The following is a 19,955-nucleotide window of genomic DNA, read 5'->3' as shown; positions in this document are numbered from 1 at the left end:
TCGCCCTCAGGTGGTGTCGGTGTCATTGTCCATCTTTGGCGCGTCATCCTCTGTATCGCTGCGCTTTACCGCGTCACGGACTGCATCGCGCACGTCTTGGCTGGCGCTTTCCATCAACTGCGCCCGGTCGGGTTCAAAGTCGATCTTTGCAAGCGCGCGTCTGAGGTGACGTTCGGCAGCCCTGCGCGCGGCGATGCGCAGCCCCTCGTCAGGGTGACGCATCAGGCCGTTCAGCGTGGCTTGAAGCCGCTGCTGCACCTCGACCACCGTACACCCGTCCCGCGCCAACGCGCCAAAAGCGTCCTGCATCAGGTCAGACGGGTCCAGCGGTGCGACATAGATGTGGTCCAGCACCTCGTCGCGGTCCCTTTCGGTCTCGTCCTCGTAAAAGCTCAGGATGCGACCAATGCGGGTGATCACGTCGATCGCGGTGCCGGGGTCATTTACGCCGGGCGACAGCGCCTTTGACGCGACCTCTCCCATCACGATGAGACCAAAGCGCGGATCTTGATCATAGGTTCGCAAATCGCCGATGGTGATACTGGCATTGATCCCGGCATGCAGCGTTTCATCGGTGTGTTCCTCGTCCTTGGGCTGCCCCACGCGGTCGATCATCATCAAAGGTTCGTTGACGAAAACAAAGCTGCCGATGTTACGCTTGAGATAGATCTTCACCCCGTGGTTTTCCGCCACGGTATTCAACGCTTTGGGATAGATATGCTGGATATAGCCGTTTTCATCCGCGGTGAACGGCTTTGCACTGTCGGGAATATCACCGGTCAGCGGATTGGCCCCGAGGCAGGGATTATGCAGGCGTTCCTTGAAGGTGCGGCGGGTCTGATCCTCCACCTGTCGCGAGGTATCGATCAGACTGCCAAAGGTCTGCAAATGCAGCACCCAGCGGATCAGGCTGAACACAATCACCGTCAGCACGATCACCGTCATCACGAACAACACGAAAGACCGCTTGTCGTCGAACACCCCAAGCTCGCGCAGGATGATGGCGATCAGCGCATAGACATAGGCCCCGATAAAAACGGCCAGCGTATTCTGGGTGGTGCGGTCCTGCACGATCAAGCGGTGAATGCGCGGCGTCCATTGGGTCGAGGTGCTGCGATATACCGTGACCATGACGCTAAGCGAAAAGGTGGTGACCGCAAGCATCGCGTTGGCGATGATCGACAGCAACCGGTCCGCCGCACTGCCGGTCAGATAGGTCGCGAGCGATTGCGGGATCCAGCGTTCGATCAACATGCTCAGCAGCAGCGACAAAACCGCCAACAACCCCATGATCAGCACCCGCACCCAAAGCTTGCGGCTGTATTCACGGCCCTTGCGGAGCAGTGTCGATGGCAAAAGGAAGTCAAGGTTCATAGGGTATGTCCGCGTCATGAAGTGCCATGTTCAACAAGCTTGCGCGGAGATCACCTGGCTTACAAGCCCAACGCCCTATTCCGCCCGATGGTTCAAAAATGCAGGCCAAATCAGCGGGTGGGAGTGATGCTATAGTCTTACGGTGGTTGGGAATTCTGGCTATGGTCGGTGTATGAGCCATGACATCCCCATCATCCTGCTGGCCGCGGGGCAATCCTCGCGGATGCGGGGGCGCGACAAACTGCTAGAGATCGTGGAGGGCGAAGCGCTGCTGCGCCGACAGGCACGGATCGCGCGGGCGGCGACGCGAGGGGCGGTCATTGTGGCCCTGCCACCTGCGCCCCACCCTCGCTATGCGCTTGTGGCTGATATGGAGGTTGAAGCGCTCCCCGTTCCCGATGCGGCAGAGGGGATGAACGCCTCGCTTCGTGCGGGGTTTGCGGCCCTTCCCGCCGGTACGCCTGCCGCGATGGTGCTGCTTGCCGACCTGCCAGAACTGACTGAAGATGACTTGAACACCGTCTTTCACGCCGTTGATATTAAATCAAATTACACGGTATGGCGCGGTGCGACGGCGGATGGAAAGCCGGGGCACCCGACGGTATTTGCCGCCTGCCATTTTGATCATTTTGCACGGAGGCAAGGTGACACCGGCGGGAAAGAGATCATCGCACAGGCTCAGGATCAGACGCTGCTGATCCCCCTGCCGGAGAACCGCGCGCGACTGGACCTTGATACGCCCGAAGCATGGGCCGCATGGCGCGCGGCGCGCTGACCGGCCCCTGACCAAGTACCCCTGAACACGAAGAACGGGACAGCCGCCTGCCCCGTTCTTCGCCCCGCACCCCCAAGGGGATGCAGGCCTGTTGCTGCATATAATGTGGCGCTTACTTCGTCAGAAGTTTCGCCTCGTGCTTTTTCAGCGTGCGGCGCGCGGCGACATAGCCGTCCACCCCTTCGCGCGTTGCCAATTCCGGGAAAAGCTCCAGGATCTCGTTGCGTTGCGCGTTGCCGACACCTGCAAGGCTCATATCACCCGGCTGGAAGCTTTCGGTCCATGTGCCGTCAGACAGGATCACCTCGTGCTGGTCGAACATCACGTGGATGTAGGTCGTGCCAGAGGTTTCAACGATATCAACACCTTCCAGACCGGTCAGGTGTTTCGCCGCGACCAGAACTTCGCGCTCTTCAAAGTAGAGCGCTGTCTTGTCGTTGGCCACCAGAACGCGGTGGTTGGGGCTGACCAGCATGTCACGCTCGGGCAGATTGTTGCCCAAGGCACCCTGACGGATCAGAACCGGCAGCAGATGCGCTTTATGCGCCAGCTCTTGTCCGGTCATCTCGCGGGCACCGACCCAGCGGATTTCCTGAATACCGTTGTCACGGGTGATGACACGGTCGCCCACCACCAGATCTTCGACCCGCCGTTCCCCTTTAGGCGTAGCGATCAAGGTGCCCGGTGTGAAGCAGGGAATGATCTCTTCGATATTGGTGAAGTCGAGACGACCGGTCTCAGTGCCGGACGCATCCGTAAAGACGATCGTACCGTCGATGCCATCGTTGGGGCTGTCGCCGTCGATGGTGTCACCGGCATCATTATCCGGCGTGACGTTTTCAAGACGATAACCGCCGCCGGGGCTCAGCGCGCCTCTCAGATCAATGACGTCGTAGTCAGAGGCATCTGTGCCGGCACCGCCGTCGATGGTGTCGCCACCGTTGACGTTGGTGAAGGTATCGCGCCCGTCGTTACCTTGCAGGCTGTCATTGCCCGCGCCACCGCTGATGATGTCGTCGCCGCCACCTGCGCTGATGGTATCGTCGCCTTCACCGCCTTCGATGGTGTCATCGCCAAAGCCACCCAGCAGGCTGTCGTCGCCGTCGCCGCCGTCGATGCTGTCGTTGTCTTCACCGCCGTCGATGGTGTCGTCACCCTCGCCACCGAACAAGATGTCGTCGCCGCGCACACCGCTGATGGAGTCGTCACCGGTCCCACCGTCTACGGTATCATTATCACCGGCCGCGATGATCGTGTCGTTTCCGGCCCCCCCGAGGATGGAGTCGTCACCAAAGCCCCCAAGGATGGAGTCATCGCCGTCACCGCCGTCGATGGTGTCGTTGCCCTGACCACCGTCGATGGTGTCGTTCCCAGCACCGCCCTTAACGTCGTCGTTGCCATTACCGGCGAGGATGGAGTCGTCACCGTCCCCCCCATCGATCTCATCATGGCCCTGTGCGCCGCGGATGGTGTCGTTGCCTTGACCACCCAAGATCGTATCGTCGCCCTGACCGCCATCCAGGCTGTCATCGTCAATACCACCGTCGATGTAGTCGTCATCGGCACCACCCAGGATGGTGTCGTTGTCGTCTTCACCGTACAGCACGTCATTGCCCGCACCGCCTTCGATATAGTCCTTGCCGTTGTTCGGCTGCGGATCGGTGGCGTCGACTTCCTCGCCCTCGTAGCCGGCGATCGGTTCGTTGCCAAAGCCACCATAGATGGTGTCATTGCCTTCGCCGCCATACAGGCTGTCGGACCCGTGGCTGCCGATGATGCTGTCGTCGCCGTCGTCGCCGTAGACCTCATCGTCATCGATACCCGCGTTGATAGAATCGTCGCCTGTACCGCCGTAGATGGTGTCAGAGTCGTCGCCGGTGCGGATCGTATCGTTGCCGCTGCCGCCATCGACGAAATCACGACCATCGTCCTTGTTCGGATCGCCGGAGTTGAAGAAGGGGTTGGGTCGTCCACCGACGGTCGGCTGATCATTCGCATAATCAGAGAAGGTGTCGATACCCGCTTCGATCAGATCGTCACCGTCACCGCCATAGATTTCGTCCGCACCTTGGACATCGGTGATGGTGTCGTTGCCGCTGCCGCCATAGATGGTGTCGTTGTCGATGCCGCCTTCGATGACATCATCATCGTCGCCACCGTCGATATAGTCGGCATCATCGCCGCCATCGATCGTATCATTCCCCGCGCCGCCGATCAGCGTGTCTTTGTCGTCGTTGGGGTTGGTATCCTGATCAAAGGGTGTGGAGACCAGTGGAACGTCCGTGTCGGGCACGCCAATCGCACCGGGCTTGTTGCCAATCAGTACGTCGTCACCCTCACCACCGACGAGGGAGTCGTTGCCGTCACCACCGATCAGGCTGTCATCATATTTACCACCGTCGATGGTATCATTGCCGCCCTGGCCATCGATGGTATCATCACCACCGCCGGCGTTCACCACGTCGTTGCCGTCACCGGTCAAGACATTCTCATCACCGCCAGAGCCTGTGACCGTATCGTCACCGCCACCCAGTTCGAGTCTCTCGATCTCCGAGAATTCGGTGGTGCCGGACCCGTTGGTCAGTGTCCCTTCCTCTTTGTCGGTGAAAGTGACTGTCAGGTCGTCGTTCACAGCCGTACTGTCGATCACATCGCCGTCGGTTTCGCCGCTTTCGCCGCCGATGATAACGTCATTGTCGACGCCATCGGTCAGTGTGAACGTGTCGTCGCCCGACCCGCCGTCAACGGTATCGTCGCCCAACCCGCTGTCGATCGTGTCGTCGCCACCGTTGCCAAAGATCGTATCGTTGATCCCGTCTGTGCCGTCGATCTGGTCGCCTTGGGCGTCGGTGTAGCCCGGGGCCATATCCTCGCCAGAGTCCAGACCATCAACCGGACCGGCCATCTCTTCGCCGATGATGTTTTCGATCTCGGTGAATTTGAACGAGCCCGCGGATGTGCCGTCGTCGTTGTAAAGGTCAACAGTACCGTTCTGACCATTGCCGTTGCTATCTGGTTCCAGATCACGCAAGCGGAAATTGAGGCCAGTCAAATCAAGCGTGTCATCGTCGGTGTTCAGCGCAGGGTCGGCATTGAAGCCGCCGGCACCACCGTCAACCGTATCGCCATCGGTGCCGCCAAAGATGGTATCCTTGCCCGCGCCGCCGCTAATGTTGTCTTTGCCTTCGCCGCCAGTGAGCTGGTCATCACCGTCGCCGCCGATCAGCGTATCGTCATCATTGCCGCCAAACAGCGTGTCATTGCCCGCGCCGCCGTCGATCAGGTCATCGCCGTCGTCGCCCATTAGCAGGTCATTGCCGGCACCCCCGTCAACGCCGCCCACGGGCGCGTCAAAATAGACGTCGGTGATGTTGATGCCCGCGTGGTTCCCGGGCGACAGGCTTTGATCCATCGTGTGGGTGATTTCGAGATAGTCCACCGGACCCGAGATGTTCACCAGCGCAGAGTGGCTCGGATCTGTATCCGGGCCATCGGCACCGCGGCTGATCAGCGTTTCATTCCCGCCAACGCCGTCCTGGTTCTGTGCCTGAATGCCGCCGCCTGTGCTGACGTTGATCGGCGTGCGTGCGCCATCGGGGCCAACGGCCACGATCACAACTTTCGACGCGTTATCAATGTCATTGATGCGGAAGCTGATGTTGGTCACTTCCTTCGAGAAGTCCAGGCGATAGGTCGCGCTTTCGCCATCCTGGTTCGCCAGAGACGCCAAAGAGCTGTTCGCATTGGTCGCCTGACCGTCGCCGGTGATCGAATGCACCTTCTGCTGGTCAGTGGAGAATGTCGTCTCGGGTGTTTTGCTGCTGCCGGTGACCGAGAAGGTCACATTGACGTTGCCCGTGTCCTGAACAAAGCCACCGCCCAGATTGTCGTTATTATCGACAGCCGAGTTGTCATGGGGGTCTGGTGCCTTGTCCCACTCAAAGCTCTCACGCTCTGTCGTGCCGCCGGGCGTAGAGGCGCCGCCGGTGTTGTTGTCGCCATAGATCGTGTCATTTCCGGTGCCACCGGAAATGGTGTCATCGCCGTGGTTGCCTTCGATCGAATCGTGGCCCGCATTGCCTTCGATGCTGTCGTTGCCGCCTTCACCAAAGATCGTGTCGTTGCCATTCCCGCCGGTCAGCACATCGTCGCCACCAACGGTGCCATCGGTTGGGGACGTGCTGTCATCGCTCACGGTATAGGTGTTGGCGATATGATCGTATTTGATCGACGGCAGGTTAGAGTTGTGGCTGACGAAGTCGTAGGATTTGCCGACTTCCAGCGGTTTGTCTGTCACGAAACCGACGGCATCGTTGCCGTCAAAGTTCACGACGTAGACTGTCACATCCTGCGAGGAATCCACCGCGCCTTCGGGGCGCACAATATAGGAATACTCGGGGATGATCTTGTCGCCGGCGTATTCGGTATTGCCATCCAACTTGGTGGTTTTCGCCAGGGTTTGCGAATTGTCGTTGTCATTCAACTTATCGTCGTCATCATTGATGCCAACCGCAACAGGTGCGGAATTTTCGTTGATGGTGAACGACTTGCCAGACAGATCGCCGGAGCCCACATCGCTGTTCTGGAAGGGGCTTGAACCGCCAGCCACCGTCACATTTGCCAGATCCCATGTCAGAACGGTATGATCCGCACCCGATACAGGCTCAACAGTCTTGGAGACGGGCTGCGCTTTGGTCAGGCCGGCGCTATCGCCAAAGATGATGTCATCGCCTTCGCCGCCGTGCAGCGTGTCGTTCCCGACAGTGCCGTCATCATCCGCCAGCAAAGCCGCGGGGTTGTCAAAGAACACGTCTGTTACGTTGACGCCCGAGTTGCCGCTTGTCGCACCGGTGTGGATGAACTCGATCCGCGATACGGGACCGTCGATGGACACGTTAACGGAATACTTGCTCGACGAGGGGGAATCGTCGCCGCCCTCGCTGGTGGCCGTGTCCACGCCGAACTTGCCGTCACTGTCCGTCAGCTTCACTTTGCCGGAGCTGCTGTTGGCGATCATGTCGACGTCGATCATCTTGCCGGATGCATCGTAGGCCAGCACTTTCACCGCGCCTCTGTTGTCGATGTCGTTCACGTTGAAGGACACATTGCCAACGGCCTCGTCAAACCGCAGTTCGAACTTTGTTTCGCCGGTGCAGTTGGCCAGCGATTCAAAGGAGCTGTTATCGTTCACGCCGTGGGCATCGCCCTCGACATTTCCGGTGAACTGTTTGCTATCGCTGAATTCCTGATCCGCATTGTTACGCGGCGAAAAGCTCTTGAGCTCGAACGTGACGTTGACGGTGCCGGTATTCTGCGTGAACCCGCCCTTGAGGTTGTCATTGTCGTCGATCGCGGAGCCGTCCCCAGATGGGTCAGGTGCCTTGGACCATTCAAAGCTTTCGCGGGTGTCGCCGTAGTTGCCCTTGGTCGCGCCATCACCGATCAGGATGTCGTTGCCCTTGCCACCGTCGACATAATCATTGCCCGACCCTGCGACGACCGTATCGTTCCCAAAACCCGCGTTGACCGTATCATTGCCGCCACGTGCGAGGATGATGTCATCATTGGACCCGACGTTGCCGAATACCGCGTCGTTACCGTCAACACGGTCACCGCTTGGGTCATCATTAAAGGTGGCGTCGATCTTGTTGCCCTGCTGGTTACCGTCCACGATCCCGTTCGGCCCGTCGGCCGGAGCCTCGGTCGCGGTTTTCTCGGCCTCGGCGGTCGAGGTTTTTCCAAAGAGCCACAGTTTATTCAAAAAGATGGTCATATCGGTCGTCTCCAAAATCAGGTCAGGCACGCTACGGTTGTACCGTCAGCCGTAAAACGAGTGTGCCCAGTCATGGGCGAAGCTAATTAAATCACATGGCACCAATTCTGTGCCGGGGTACTAAGGCGGGACAAAGCAACGCCCTGCCCGCGACGCTGCTGCAATGAGACATACGGCGCGCGGACGGGTGCATCGCGTGACACGCCCAAATCTGCAGCCGTTTGGATACGGGTCATTTGTGTTCTTGTTGTGATCCGAAAACGGCGCTTCGGGGAAGAAATCAAGACGGTCTCGGCAGCGGCGGAGCAACGCAGAGTTGCAACATCACCTATACCCGAACGGTCCGGCAGTCGTGGTCTGTAGATACAGTGTCCCATCAGTTTCTCCTCCTTCCGCCAACGTGGCGGGCCGTTAAAAAACGGCGCACAATACCCCTAACAAAGCTCCGCGGTCACAGACGACACACAAAGAACTCTACCGTCCTGAAGGGAGGATCAGCCGCAGACAGCTGCCCGCTGCCGCGCAACCGGCAGTGGTATATTCATCGGCTCTTAAGAGCCAAGCGAACACATCTTCCCCGCACAACATGTGCGTTCGATGCGGTCGCCCCCGAAACCTAAAAAACTTTGCCCCCCAGTTGGGCACGTTCTTATTACCTACCCGTTGACGTTGCTGGAAGGAAAAAATGGCAAGAATTCGCAGACGCGCCTCTTTTCCGCCTTTTTTGACTCGACGGTGGCGCGGAATATACTCGCATAAGTAGTGAATTGTTTCCCATCTCGGGGTGCGAATTTCGATGATGCGGATGCTTTTTGGGGTTTTTCACTTAATTTTAATGATTTCCCAAACCCAGCCCTCGGCACTGTTTCGCAGGCAGACACAATAAACCATCTTTGCGATTAAATTCGGCGTGGCGGGACTGTGGCGGGGCGTGAATTCGCGATTTGGAACCAATAGCTTGCGACCGCGCCCATTTTTTCGAAAACGCCGCCAGTTTGCCAGCGCGAAACCGAATCGCAATACCACCTAAAGGATAGTCGTCGGCACCTCAGGTGGGGTGGCATATGCCGATTATTAACGCCCGACACCACAAGTTTGAGGCGAGGACATGCGTTTGAGCGAACATCTGCCGCTACAACCGCAAGAGGGTATTTTGGTCAAATTCGCAGCAAAATCCCACTGTCTCATGATGTTAGGGGGTGATATTTACCGCGCGACAAGTATGCTGATCCAACAGATACAGGAACATGGCGTCGTCACTTGGCCTCTGCCACCACCAGAAGAAGCGTTTGATGAGCAGTCGGAAAATCAAGAATATGGAAGAGTTTGCCGCCGTCAGCGGGATCTCCCGTCCGACGCTTTCCAAGTTCTTCAACGACCCCACCAGCGTGCGTAGCAGCACCCGCAAACGGGTTGAGGCAGCGCTGGACCGATATGACTATCGGCCCAATCTTTACGCCATGAACCAGAACCGCCGTTTGACCAAGAACATCGGCGTCGTGGTGCCGCATCTGGCCGACCCTTTCTTTGCCAAGATTGCCCGCACGATCGAAGAACACATCTTGCGACAGGGCTTCCGGCCCGTTCTGCTCGGGTCGCACGGCAGCCCCGAGATGGAGCTGGAGAATCTCGAAAACCTCCGCATGTTGAAACCGGCGGGCGTATTGCTGGCCGCTTTCGGGCGCAGCTCTGACCATGCGCAGATCCAGACCTTTACCGAAGAGGTCCCTACCGTCCTGTTCGATGCGAACATCGAAAAGGTCGGCAAGGCGTTCATAGGCTCCAACAATGAACAAAGCGTTGATCTGATCGTCGACTACCTGTGCCGCACGGGCGAGCCGCCTGCCTTTTTCGAGATGAAAGACCCGATGAACCCCAACGCCTACAAACGGCGGGCGGCCTATGTCAGGGCGATGGAACGTCTGGGCCAAACGCCGCATCTGATCCAGGTCGGTGGCGAGGGATGGGAATTCGAAGAAATCGGGTTTCGCGAAGGCACCCGCGTGATCCGCGACCGAAGCCTGCCGTCGAAAACAATACTGTGCAGCAACGACCGTTTGGCCATCGGGCTGTTGTCCGCCATTTTCGAGGCGGGGATGAGCGTCGGGATCGAGGCAGGCCACGACTTCCGCGTCGCGGGCCATGACGATCATCCTTTCTCGCGCTTCACCTGCCCGCGCCTGACCACCGTGTCCCAAGACTACGAAGCCATTGCCGAGAAAAGCGCGACCACCCTGCTGGCGCTGATCGAGGCAGATGATTCTCTTGATTCGCGTACAGAGACGCTGTTTGACGGCAAGCTCGTGCTCAGGGGCTCTGCCTAGATAATTGAAAACACGAACCTAAATCGCAAAACTAGACGCGCGTAAAATTCAAATTGACGCGAGTTCACCAATAGCCGTAAGCTTGTCGCTAACATCTCATCAGGGAGGTAGAAGATGTTTGTTTTGAACGCGTTTCGAACGGCGACCGCCATTTCACTTTTGACGGCAGCCGCTGCTTCTGCGGATACGATCACAATCGCTACAGTCAACAACGGCGATATGATCCGGATGCAGGGTTTTACCGATGATTTTACTGCCAAAACCGGGCACGAAGTCGAATGGGTCACGCTGGAGGAGAACGTCCTGCGTCAACGTGTGACCACGGACATCACCACCAAAGGTGGGCAGTTCGACATCATGACCATCGGCATGTACGAGACCCCGATCTGGGGCAAGCAAGGCTGGCTGGTTCCGCTGGACGATCTGTCTGCAGAATATGACACCGACGACATCCTGCCCGCAATGCGCGGCGGTCTGAGCGTCGACGGCACGCTTTATGCGGCCCCTTTCTACGGCGAAAGCTCCATGATCATGTACCGCAAGGACCTGATGGAGAAAGCCGGACTGGAGATGCCCGACGCGCCCACATGGGAATTCGTCGCTGAAGCCGCCCGCGCCATGACCGACCGTGACGCCGGCATCAACGGCATCTGCCTGCGGGGCAAGGCCGGTTGGGGCGAGAACATGGCGTTCCTCACCGCGACAGCAAACGCATTCGGCGCACGTTGGTTCGACGAAAGCTGGACTGCGCAGTTTGACCAGCCCGCATGGAAAGAAACGCTCGAGTTCTATGTAAACCTGATGAACGACGCGGGCCCTCCGGGTGCGGCGAACAACGGGTTCAACGAAAACCTGTCGCTGTTCCAACAGGGCAAATGCGGCATGTGGATCGACGCGACTGTTGCGGCGTCCTTTGTGACCAACCCGACAGATTCCACCGTCGCGGATCAGGTCGGCTTTGCGCTGGCACCTGATACCGGCAAAGGCAAACGCGGCAACTGGCTGTGGGCTTGGGCGCTTGGCATCCCTGCTGGCACCGATAACGAAGCCGCCGCGAAAGAATTCATCGAATGGGCCACGTCCAAAGAGTATCTTGAACTGGTCGCCGAGAAAGACGGTTGGGCAAATGTTCCTCCCGGCACGCGGACATCGCTGTACGAAAACGCCGAATACAAAAAGGTGCCTTTCGCGCAGATGACACTGGACAGCATCCTGTCGGCTGATCCCACCGCGCCAACCGTGGATCCGGTGCCCTACGTCGGTGTGCAGTTTGCAGCTATCCCGGAGTTTGCAGGCATCGCCACACAGGTCGGACAAGAGTTCTCTGCCGCGCTGGCAGGACAACAGTCCATCGATGAAGCCCTGGCCAACGCCCAAGCGTTGACCACCGATGAGATGGAAGCCGCCGGCTACTGATCTGATCGCCCTCGGGGTCAGTCAGCAAAGCTCCCCCTTGCTGACTGGCCCCTTTTTTCCAACACGTGCATGATCGTCCGGGACGGCCCTAGCCCGTCAACGGAGGAGGTATATTCAATGGCAACGCAACACTCACGATCGGCCGCCCGTCTGATGATGGCCCCCGCTGTCGTGCTGCTTCTGGGATGGATGCTCGTCCCCCTGACGATGACGCTGTATTTTTCCTTTCGCAAATACCTGCCCCTGCGCGGCGGTGATCTGGGGTGGGTCGGCTTTGACAACTACGTCCGCTTTGTATCGTCCAGCGCATTCTGGCCGTCGGTTCAGGCGACACTGGTGATCGTGGGCGGCGTCCTGTTCATCACCGTCGTTCTGGGTGTGTTGCTGGCCGTCTTGCTGAACCAGCCGATGTGGGGTCAAGGGATCGTTCGGATCCTCGTGATTGCCCCGTTCTTCGTGATGCCGACCGTATCGGCGCTGGTCTGGAAGAACATGTTCATGGATCCGGTCAACGGGCTGCTCGCCCACCTGTGGGGCCTGTTCGGGGCTGAACCGCTGGTGTGGCTGACCGAAGCCTCGACCCAATCCATCATTCTGATTGTCAGCTGGCAGTGGCTGCCCTTTGCGACGCTGATCCTGCTGACCGCGATCCAGTCGCTGGACAGTGAACAACTTGAGGCCGCCGAGATGGACGGCGCATCGCCCGTCAAACGCTTTGGCTTCATTACCCTGCCCCACCTGTCGCGGGCGATCACGGTGGTGGTGCTGATCCAGACGATCTTTTTGCTCTCTATCTTCGCCGAAATTTTCGTGACCACCCAAGGCGCCTTTGGCACCAAAACCCTGACCTATCTGATCTTCCAGCGTGTGCTGGAAAGCCAGAACATCGGGCTCGGCTCTGCCGGCGGTGTCTATGCCATCATCCTCGCCAATATCGTTGCCATCTTCCTGATGCGCATGGTTGGCAAGAACCTCGACGCATAAGGAGCCCGTCATGGCACGTGCAACGACCACACAACGCAAGGCTCTGAACACCGCACTCGCATGGGGCGTCGGGCTGCTGATTTTCTTCCCGATCCTCTGGACCATCCTGACCAGCTTCAAGACCGAAGCCCAGGCGATTGCAGACCCGCCGGTGTTCCTGTTCTTTGACTGGACACTGGAGAACTACGCCGCGGTGCAGGAACGTTCGAACTACGGCCGGTTCTTGTGGAATTCGGTGGTGATCGCGGGGGGCTCTACCCTTTTGGGCATCCTGATCGCCGTTCCCGCCGCCTGGTCGATGGCCTTTGTCCCCTCCAACCGGACCAAAGATATCCTGCTGTGGATGTTGTCCACAAAGATGCTGCCAGCGGTCGGGGTGCTGTATCCGATCTACCTCATCTTTATCAAAATGGGTCTGCTGGACAGCAAGCTGGGGCTGGTCGTGGTGCTGATGCTGATCAACCTGCCGATCATAATCTGGATGCTCTACACCTACTTCAAAGAAATCCCCGGAGAGATCCTGGAGGCAGCCCGTATGGATGGTGCCAGCCTGCGCGAAGAGGTGCTGTATATCCTCACGCCGATGGCGATCCCCGGCATCGCATCCACGCTGCTTCTGAACGTGATCCTCGCCTGGAATGAAGCCTTCTGGACCCTCAACCTCGCCGCCGCCAAGGCTGCCCCTCTGACGGCCTTTATCGCCAGCTATTCCAGCCCCGAAGGGTTGTTCTACGCCAAGCTCAGCGCGGCCTCGACCATGGCCATCGCGCCGATCCTCATCCTTGGCTGGTTCAGCCAGAAACAACTTGTCAGCGGCCTGACCTTTGGCGCAGTGAAATAAGGAAACAACACCATGGGACGCATCACATTAGACAAGGTTTCCAAGCGCTTCGGTGACGTCGAAGTCATCCCGCCGCTGGACCTGACCATCGAAGACGGCGAATTCACCGTCTTTGTCGGCCCCTCGGGCTGTGGCAAATCCACCTTGCTGCGCCTGATTGCAGGGCTCGAAGATACCTCGGGCGGGCAAATCCGCATCGACAAACAGGACGCCACCCATGTGCCCCCCGCCAAGCGTGGTCTGGCGATGGTGTTCCAGTCCTACGCGCTGTATCCGCATATGTCCGTGCGCAAGAATATCGCCTTTCCGATGCGCATGGCGGGCATCCCCGTGGACGAACAGAACCGCCGCATCGATGCCGCGGCGAAAGCGCTGAACCTGACCGCCTATCTGGACCGCAAACCCGGCCAGCTGTCGGGCGGGCAACGCCAACGTGTCGCGATTGGTCGGGCGATTGTCCGTGAACCCGCGGCCTTCCTGTTCGACGAACCACTGTCCAACCTTGACGCCGCGTTGCGCGTGGGCATGCGGCTTGAAATCTCCGAGCTGCATAAACGGCTTGAGACGACGATGATCTACGTCACCCATGATCAGGTCGAAGCGATGACCATGGCCGACAAGATCGTAGTGCTTCAGGCCGGTGTGATCGAACAGGTCGGCTCCCCGCTTGAGCTTTACCACACACCCCGCAACACCTTTGTCGCGGGCTTTATCGGCTCGCCCAAGATGAACCTGATCTCGGGCCCCGAGGCGGCCAAACACGGTGCGCATACCATCGGCATCCGTCCTGAACACATCGACGTATCGACAACCGAAGGCACCTGGAGCGGCGTCGTCAAAGTGTCGGAGCATTTGGGGTCGGACACGTTCTTCCACGTCTATGACACCGGCCTGACCGAGATGATGACCGTCCGTGCCCGCGGCGAAGTGGGCTTGCGCCACGGCGACCGAGTGTTCCTGACCCCGCGCGAGGACTCGCTTCACCGCTTCGACGCCAACGGCCTACGCATCGCATGAAGCGCCGCGTGCCCCTGCCCTTTAACTTTGCTTCCTACGAAAGCGGTCTCATGAATGAACCGACCATAACAAACACCGACGCGCCGCCTCCGGTGCCGCTGTCCCTGGACCGCCTTGGTGACCTGCCCGCCCGTATCGGTACGCCCGACTACGATCGCGCCACGCTCTCGGCGGGGATCATCCACATCGGGCTGGGCAATTTCCACCGCGCCCATCAAGCGTGGTATCTGCACAAGCTGATGCAACAGGGTCTGGCGCAGGATTGGGCGCTGATCGGCGCCGGTGTGCGGGCCTATGACAGCGCGATGCGCGACAAGCTTATAGCGCAGGACTATCTGACCACCTTGATCGAGCTTGCCCCCGGTCGTGTCACGGCAGAGGTCGTCGGCTCGATGATCGGCTACACCCCCATCGCCGAAGACAACGCGCCGCTGATTGCCGCGATGGCAGATCCCGCGATCCGCATCGTGTCGCTGACCGTGACCGAGGGCGGCTATTTCATCGACCCCGAAACCGGCGGACTTGATCTGACCCACGCCGATATCCAGCATGACCGCGCGCAGCCCGATCAGCCCAAGACGGTTTTCGGCGCGATCATTGCCGCGCTCAAGCTGCGGCGCGATGCGGGCCACGGTCCGTTTACGGTCCAAAGCTGTGACAACCTGCGCGGCAATGGCACCGCCACGCGCCAGGCCGTCGTGACCCTCGCCCGCCAAAGTGACACGGCGCTTGCCCAGTGGATCGAGCAAAACTGCAGCTTCCCGAACTCTATGGTGGATTGCATCGTGCCCGCCACCGGCCCTGACGAAATCGCGCTGGCGCAAAGCCTTGGCGTCGATGACGCGGCACCGGTGACCCACGAGAACTACCGCCAATGGGTGATCGAAGACGACTTCTGCGCCGGACGCCCCGACTGGGACAAGGCGGGGGCGATCTTTACCGACGCGGTGCATGACTACGAGGCGATGAAAATCCGCATCCTCAACGCAGGGCATCAGGTCTTGGCCAACGCCGGAGAGTTGCTGGGCTTGGAAACCATCGCCGATTGCATGGCGCACCCGTTGACCTCTGCCATGTTCCGCAAGATCGAGGCAGAGGAAATCGCCCCCTACGTCGCCGCCGTGCCCGGTCAAGACCCGGCGGCCTATGTCGAACTGATTGCCAAACGCTTCGCCAACCCCGCGATCCGCGACACCACACGGCGCGTGGCTTTTGACGGGTCATCACGGCATCCGGGGTTTGTCCTGCCGGTCCTGCGCGACGCCTTGGCGGCAAAGGGCAGTTGCTCCGGTCTGGCCCTGGTAGAGGCACTATGGGCCCGTATGTGTGCAGGCACCCGCATGGACGGGACAGAGATCGAGCCGAACGACCCGCAGTGGGCGCGCCTCAACGCTGTGGCCCTGGCCGCGCGCGAAGCGCCGCAGCTTTGGCTTGCGCAACGTCATATCTATGGCGATCTGGCCGAGCATCAGGCCTTTGCCGAGGCGTTTGAACACTGGCTCTCGCTCATCTGGGCAGAAGGCTGCGAGGCCGCGCTTGCGGTCTATACCGATCAGCCGGATGTGGCCGCCGCATTGACCGATGACCGCGCGGGGATGGGGCAATGATCCTGTGTTGCGGGGAGGCATTGATCGATATGGTCGCGGCCCCGTCGCTCGACGGACCGGACGGGTTTGTGCCCCATTCGGGCGGCGCGGTCTTTAACACCGCCATCGCGCTTGGCCGATTGGGGGCCCGCGCGGGCATGCTGACCGGATTGTCGCGCGATATGTTTGGCGACCAGCTGGCCGATGCGCTGAAGGCCAGTGACGTGGACACCACGCATATCATCCGCTCTGACCGTCCTAGCACATTGGCTTTTGTGAAACTTGAAGATGGGCAGGCAAGCTATTCATTCTTCGACGAAAACTCCGCCGGTCGGATGATCCGCGCCGAGGATATGCCAGAGCTGCCGAGCGATATTACCGCGCTTTTCTTTGGCGGTATCAGCCTTGCCAGCGATCCCAGTGCCAGCGCCTATGCTGCCTTGCTGGAACGTCAGGGCGGGTCGCGGGCGGTGATGATCGACCCCAACATCCGCCCGCTGTTTATCACTGACGCGGACGGCTACCGCCGCCGGATGGCGGCGATGATCAGCCAGGCGGATATCGTCAAAGTCTCGGACGAGGATCTTAACTGGCTGAACCCCGCCCCGTTGACGCAGGCCGAAAAGATCAGCGCAATGCTCGACACCGGACCGTCGGTTGTGATTGTCACCCAAGGGGCCGAGGGTGCCATAGCAACGCTTGCAGACGGCACATCGATCGCAGTGCCAGCGGCAAAGACCAACGTCGTCGATACAATCGGTGCCGGTGATACGTTCAATGCGGGATTTCTGGCGAAGCTGTCCGAACTGGACCTGCTAACGCCCGAAGCCCTTGGCACGCTTGATCTCGACGCTTTGCGCGACGCGATGACATATGGCGCCCGCGTCGCCGCCATCACCGTGTCACGCGCCGGTGCCAACCCGCCTTGGGCGAACGAGCTTTAACGCTAACCACACCCCCAGACGGACCCTTTCGCAAAGCCGCGCAGCAATTCCCTGCGCGGCTTTTGACATGCAGCGGACAAGAGGACGCGACATTGCCAAGGCTGCAAAAGCAACCTTCACACCTATCGACGATCGAAACTGAATTTTACGGAAAGCCTTGCAAGAACAAGGTGGTACCCAAGGCCGGACTCGAACCGGCACGCCTCGCGGCGGGGGATTTTGAATCCCCTGCGTCTACCATTCCGCCACTTGGGCACAATGGGGGTCTGTTACCGTGCCACGCGCCCCACGGCAAGAGCAATTTTACCGCTTTTGCTTGACCTCGTCCGTTTGTTCTGGTGTTGCCATTGAACAGAAAACAATACTGGAGACCACAGTATGATCCGACGGCTATATGACTGGGTTCTGGGCCTGGCAAACCACCCGCACGCGCTTTGGGCCCTTGCGGTTGTGGCATTCCTTGAAAGCTCTGTTTTTCCCATTCCGCCGGATGTGCTGATGATCCCGATGATCCTTGCGCGCCCGAACCGCGCATGGATGATCGCGGGGATCGCGCTGGTCGCGTCGGTCTTGGGGGGCCTGCTGGGATACGCCATCGGAGCGCTGGCTTTTGAACAACTGGGCCAACCGATCCTTGCCAGCCTTGGCAAAGGCGACGCGATGGCGGCATTCTCGGACCGGTTCAACGGCGTCGGCTTCTGGGCTGTGCTGACTGCGGGCGTCACCCCCTTCCCCTACAAGGTGATCACGATCATGTCGGGGTGGACGGGGATGCCGCTGGCGACCTTTATCGTGACCTCGATCCTTGCGCGCGCGCTGCGGTTCTTCATCGTGGCGGCGCTGCTGTGGAAATTTGGCGCACCTATCCGCGACTTTATTGAACGCCGTCTGCCTTTGGTATTTACGGTCTTTGTCGTGCTGCTGTTCGGCAGCTTCTTCTTGCTGAGGTATCTGTGATGACGCGAAACACCTATGTCCTGATTGCTACGCTGGGGTCTGCTGCGCTGCTGTTGGGGGCCTTTGGGTTCCAACACATCGGCGGCTATGCGCCTTGTCAAATGTGCCTGTGGCAGCGGTGGCCCCATGCGGCGGCGATCCTGATCGGGGTGATCGTTCTTTTCGGTGCGCCGCGTGCGCTGATCTGGCTGGGCGCGCTGTCGGTGGCGATCACGGGGCTGATCGGGGTTTATCATGCGGGGGTGGAATGGAAATTCTGGCCCGGTCCGTCGTCCTGCACAGGCGGCGGCATGGATCTTGGCGCGATGAGCGGTAGCGATCTTCTGTCTACCAGCGCGCCCTCCGGTCTGGTCATGTGTGATGACATCGTATGGCAGCTTTTCGGTCTGTCCATGGCGGGTTGGAACGCTGTCATTTGTGCCGTCCTACTGGCGTTCTGGGTCTCTGCGGCGCGCACGCCGCGCTGAACTATCTTGCAGGCCGCAGCCCTAAGGTGCGGCCTGCCCTGCCTTGCGCGTCTTGAGCAAAAGGCTCGTCTCGCTCGCGACCACCCCGTCGAGCTTGCGGATGCGGGCCAGAACCTCGTCGAACTCCTCAAGCGTTTTGGTGCCGATCTCGACGATCACATCCCATCTGCCATTGGTCGAATGCACGGCACGCAACGCCGCCATACCGGCCAGCGTGCGGGTGATGCGGTCAGCGCCGCGGCCCTCGATCTCGATCATCATCAATCCGCGCACCGGATCGGCACGCACGTCCGAGCGCGTCACGACGGTAAAGCCCAGGATCTCTCCGCTTTGTTGCAAACGGGCGAGACGCGCACGCACGGTGGTACGCGACAGCCGCAAGGCCGCTGCCAGATCAGACAGAGACGCCCGCGCGTCGTCGCGCAGCGCTGCCAGAATTGCTTCGTCCGTTGTGTCCATTTTGGCTGTCCAGTTTGGTCAAATAATCTCCGATTTGGTCACTTTAGATGATTGTTTCTGACCAGACCAGCTAGATATCGTCTTGGAAACGTTGACGAAAGGATCTCACCCATGTCTGGACAAAACTGTATTCTTCTTGGGGCCCCGCTGGATAGCGGCAAGCGCCGGTTGGGCTGTCTGATGGGCCCCGATGCCTATCGCACCGCTGGATTGGCGGGCGCGCTGACCGATCTGGGCCATAGCGTCACAGACCGTGGCAATGTCGCGCCCGCGCCCTTCACGCCCGGCCAGCACCCGAAACTGCACGCGCTTGAGGAAACCATCGCCTGGACTCACAGTCTGGCCGAGGCCACCCAAGCCGCCTTGCAGGACGGTACCCCGATCATCATGGGCGGCGATCATGCGCTCGCCTCCGGCACCGTCCTGGGCGCGATGCGCCATGCGCAGGCGCTAGAACGCCCCCTGTTTGTGCTGTGGCTGGACGCGCATAGCGATTTCCACACGCCCGAAAGCACCGACAGCGGCAACTTGCATGGCACCCCTTTGGGCTATGTGACAGGGCGCGAAGGCTTTGATGCCTTCCCCGATCTGCCCTACCCGCTGCCCCACGATAATATCGCCATCATCGGCCTGCGCTCTGTCGACGCGGCAGAGCGTGCGGCGCTGCAGGAAACCACCATCCAGCGCGTCGACATGCGCGAGATTGACGAGACGGGCATCGCCACGCCGCTGAACACCTTCCTCGAAAAGGTCGCTGCGGCGAACGGGATGCTGCATGTCTCGCTCGATGTGGATTTTCTTGATCCGTCGGTTGCCCCCGCGGTTGGCACGACTGTCCCCGGCGGTGCGACCGTGCGCGAAGGCCATCTGGTGATGGAAATGCTCCATGACAGCGGGCTGATGACCTCGCTTGATCTGGTAGAGCTGAACCCCTTTCTGGATGAACGGGGCCGCACCGCGCAGCTGATGGTCGATCTGGCCGCCTCTGCCTTTGGCCGCCGCGTATTCGACCGCCCCACCCGCGCCTATTGATTTGAG

General features: G+C 59.8%; 14 protein-coding genes and 1 tRNA gene. 11 read left to right on the top strand and 4 right to left on the bottom strand.

Annotated elements, in window-relative coordinates; translation table 11 throughout:
* Positions 1-6: 6 nt before the first annotated feature.
* Positions 7-1,374, bottom strand: coding sequence for a DUF2254 domain-containing protein (locus B3849_RS08615; RefSeq protein ID WP_278426374.1), 1,368 nt, complete (start codon positions 1,372-1,374; stop codon positions 7-9).
* Positions 1,375-1,546: 172 nt separating this feature from the next.
* On the opposite strand from B3849_RS08615, the gene B3849_RS08610 reads away from it, so the two are divergent.
* Positions 1,547-2,149, top strand: a complete 603-nt coding sequence (locus tag B3849_RS08610; RefSeq protein ID WP_278426261.1) for a nucleotidyltransferase family protein — start codon at positions 1,547-1,549, stop codon at positions 2,147-2,149.
* A 112-nt stretch (positions 2,150-2,261) separates the two neighbouring features.
* On the opposite strand, the gene B3849_RS08605 is transcribed toward B3849_RS08610, so the two are convergent.
* Entirely contained in the window at positions 2,262-7,952 is a 5,691-nt protein-coding gene (locus tag B3849_RS08605) for a Hint domain-containing protein (RefSeq protein WP_414718036.1), read from the bottom strand.
* Positions 7,953-9,214: 1,262 nt separating this feature from the next.
* Between B3849_RS08605 and B3849_RS08600 the strand changes: the two genes are divergently transcribed.
* The 7 genes from B3849_RS08600 to B3849_RS08570 all read left to right on the top strand — a co-directional run bounded on the left by B3849_RS08600 (position 9,215) and on the right by B3849_RS08570 (position 17,034).
* Entirely contained in the window at positions 9,215-10,246 is a 1,032-nt protein-coding gene (locus B3849_RS08600) for a LacI family DNA-binding transcriptional regulator (RefSeq protein WP_005853365.1), read from the top strand.
* A gap of 114 nt (positions 10,247-10,360) precedes the next feature.
* The gene (locus B3849_RS08595; protein WP_278426259.1) at positions 10,361-11,662 is read left to right on the top strand and encodes an ABC transporter substrate-binding protein; all 1,302 of its coding nucleotides are present in this window, start codon (positions 10,361-10,363) and stop codon (positions 11,660-11,662) included.
* 117 nt (positions 11,663-11,779) lie between these two features.
* Positions 11,780-12,646, top strand: coding sequence for a carbohydrate ABC transporter permease (locus tag B3849_RS08590; RefSeq protein ID WP_005853360.1), 867 nt, complete (start codon positions 11,780-11,782; stop codon positions 12,644-12,646).
* Positions 12,647-12,656: 10 nt separating this feature from the next.
* The gene (locus B3849_RS08585) at positions 12,657-13,487 is read left to right on the top strand and encodes a carbohydrate ABC transporter permease (RefSeq protein ID WP_005853358.1); all 831 of its coding nucleotides are present in this window, start codon (positions 12,657-12,659) and stop codon (positions 13,485-13,487) included.
* Positions 13,488-13,499: 12 nt separating this feature from the next.
* Positions 13,500-14,504 carry an ABC transporter ATP-binding protein gene (locus tag B3849_RS08580; protein ID WP_064215727.1) on the top strand — a complete coding sequence of 335 codons (1,005 nt, stop codon included), beginning with the start codon at positions 13,500-13,502 and terminating at the stop codon, positions 14,502-14,504.
* Positions 14,505-14,554: 50 nt separating this feature from the next.
* Entirely contained in the window at positions 14,555-16,111 is a 1,557-nt protein-coding gene (locus B3849_RS08575; protein ID WP_278426258.1) for a mannitol dehydrogenase family protein, read from the top strand.
* The gene (locus tag B3849_RS08570; protein ID WP_278426257.1) at positions 16,108-17,034 is read left to right on the top strand and encodes a carbohydrate kinase family protein; all 927 of its coding nucleotides are present in this window, start codon (positions 16,108-16,110) and stop codon (positions 17,032-17,034) included. Before B3849_RS08575 ends, B3849_RS08570 begins: the two co-directional genes overlap by 4 nt.
* A 171-nt stretch (positions 17,035-17,205) precedes the next feature.
* On the opposite strand, the gene B3849_RS08565 is transcribed toward B3849_RS08570, so the two are convergent.
* Positions 17,206-17,289: transfer RNA gene (locus B3849_RS08565), tRNA-Leu, on the bottom strand.
* A gap of 123 nt (positions 17,290-17,412) precedes the next feature.
* On the opposite strand from B3849_RS08565, the gene B3849_RS08560 reads away from it, so the two are divergent.
* Together B3849_RS08560 and B3849_RS08555 are read left to right on the top strand one after the other, a co-directional pair.
* Positions 17,413-17,991 carry a YqaA family protein gene (locus B3849_RS08560; protein WP_132996653.1) on the top strand — a complete coding sequence of 193 codons (579 nt, stop codon included), beginning with the start codon at positions 17,413-17,415 and terminating at the stop codon, positions 17,989-17,991.
* Positions 17,991-18,458 carry a disulfide bond formation protein B gene (locus B3849_RS08555; RefSeq protein ID WP_278426256.1) on the top strand — a complete coding sequence of 156 codons (468 nt, stop codon included), beginning with the start codon at positions 17,991-17,993 and terminating at the stop codon, positions 18,456-18,458. Before B3849_RS08560 ends, B3849_RS08555 begins: the two co-directional genes overlap by 1 nt.
* 21 nt (positions 18,459-18,479) lie before the next feature.
* Here the strand turns inward: B3849_RS08555 and B3849_RS08550 are convergent, their stop codons facing one another.
* On the bottom strand, positions 18,480-18,917 hold the full coding sequence (locus tag B3849_RS08550) for an Lrp/AsnC family transcriptional regulator (protein WP_005853345.1): 438 nt from the start codon (positions 18,915-18,917) through the stop codon (positions 18,480-18,482).
* A 111-nt stretch (positions 18,918-19,028) separates the two neighbouring features.
* Here B3849_RS08550 and rocF point away from each other — a divergent pair, with 111 nt between their 5' ends.
* Positions 19,029-19,949 (top strand): arginase, encoded by a 921-nt coding sequence (gene rocF, locus B3849_RS08545; protein ID WP_168592152.1) that lies wholly within the window; start codon positions 19,029-19,031, stop codon positions 19,947-19,949.
* The last annotated feature ends 6 nt before the right edge of the window (positions 19,950-19,955 follow it).

This window comes from Sulfitobacter sp. UBA4523 (assembly GCF_002388305.1).
Taxonomy (GTDB): Bacteria; Pseudomonadota; Alphaproteobacteria; order Rhodobacterales; family Rhodobacteraceae; genus Sulfitobacter; species Sulfitobacter pontiacus.
This window is presented reverse-complemented; position numbering and strand designations above follow the sequence as displayed.

Coding starts and splice junctions, on each gene's coding strand:
- rocF (WP_168592152.1), top strand. CDS start 19,029: ATGTCTGGACAAAACTGTATTCTTCTTGGGGCCCCGCTGGATAGCGGC.
- B3849_RS08595 (WP_278426259.1), top strand. CDS start 10,361: ATGTTTGTTTTGAACGCGTTTCGAACGGCGACCGCCATTTCACTTTTG.
- B3849_RS08575 (WP_278426258.1), top strand. CDS start 14,555: ATGAATGAACCGACCATAACAAACACCGACGCGCCGCCTCCGGTGCCG.
- B3849_RS08570 (WP_278426257.1), top strand. CDS start 16,108: ATGATCCTGTGTTGCGGGGAGGCATTGATCGATATGGTCGCGGCCCCG.
- B3849_RS08615 (WP_278426374.1), bottom strand. CDS start 1,374: ATGAACCTTGACTTCCTTTTGCCATCGACACTGCTCCGCAAGGGCCGT.
- B3849_RS08550 (WP_005853345.1), bottom strand. CDS start 18,917: ATGGACACAACGGACGAAGCAATTCTGGCAGCGCTGCGCGACGACGCG.
- B3849_RS08610 (WP_278426261.1), top strand. CDS start 1,547: ATGAGCCATGACATCCCCATCATCCTGCTGGCCGCGGGGCAATCCTCG.
- B3849_RS08580 (WP_064215727.1), top strand. CDS start 13,500: ATGGGACGCATCACATTAGACAAGGTTTCCAAGCGCTTCGGTGACGTC.
- B3849_RS08600 (WP_005853365.1), top strand. CDS start 9,215: ATGAGCAGTCGGAAAATCAAGAATATGGAAGAGTTTGCCGCCGTCAGC.
- B3849_RS08585 (WP_005853358.1), top strand. CDS start 12,657: ATGGCACGTGCAACGACCACACAACGCAAGGCTCTGAACACCGCACTC.
- B3849_RS08560 (WP_132996653.1), top strand. CDS start 17,413: ATGATCCGACGGCTATATGACTGGGTTCTGGGCCTGGCAAACCACCCG.
- B3849_RS08555 (WP_278426256.1), top strand. CDS start 17,991: ATGACGCGAAACACCTATGTCCTGATTGCTACGCTGGGGTCTGCTGCG.
- B3849_RS08590 (WP_005853360.1), top strand. CDS start 11,780: ATGGCAACGCAACACTCACGATCGGCCGCCCGTCTGATGATGGCCCCC.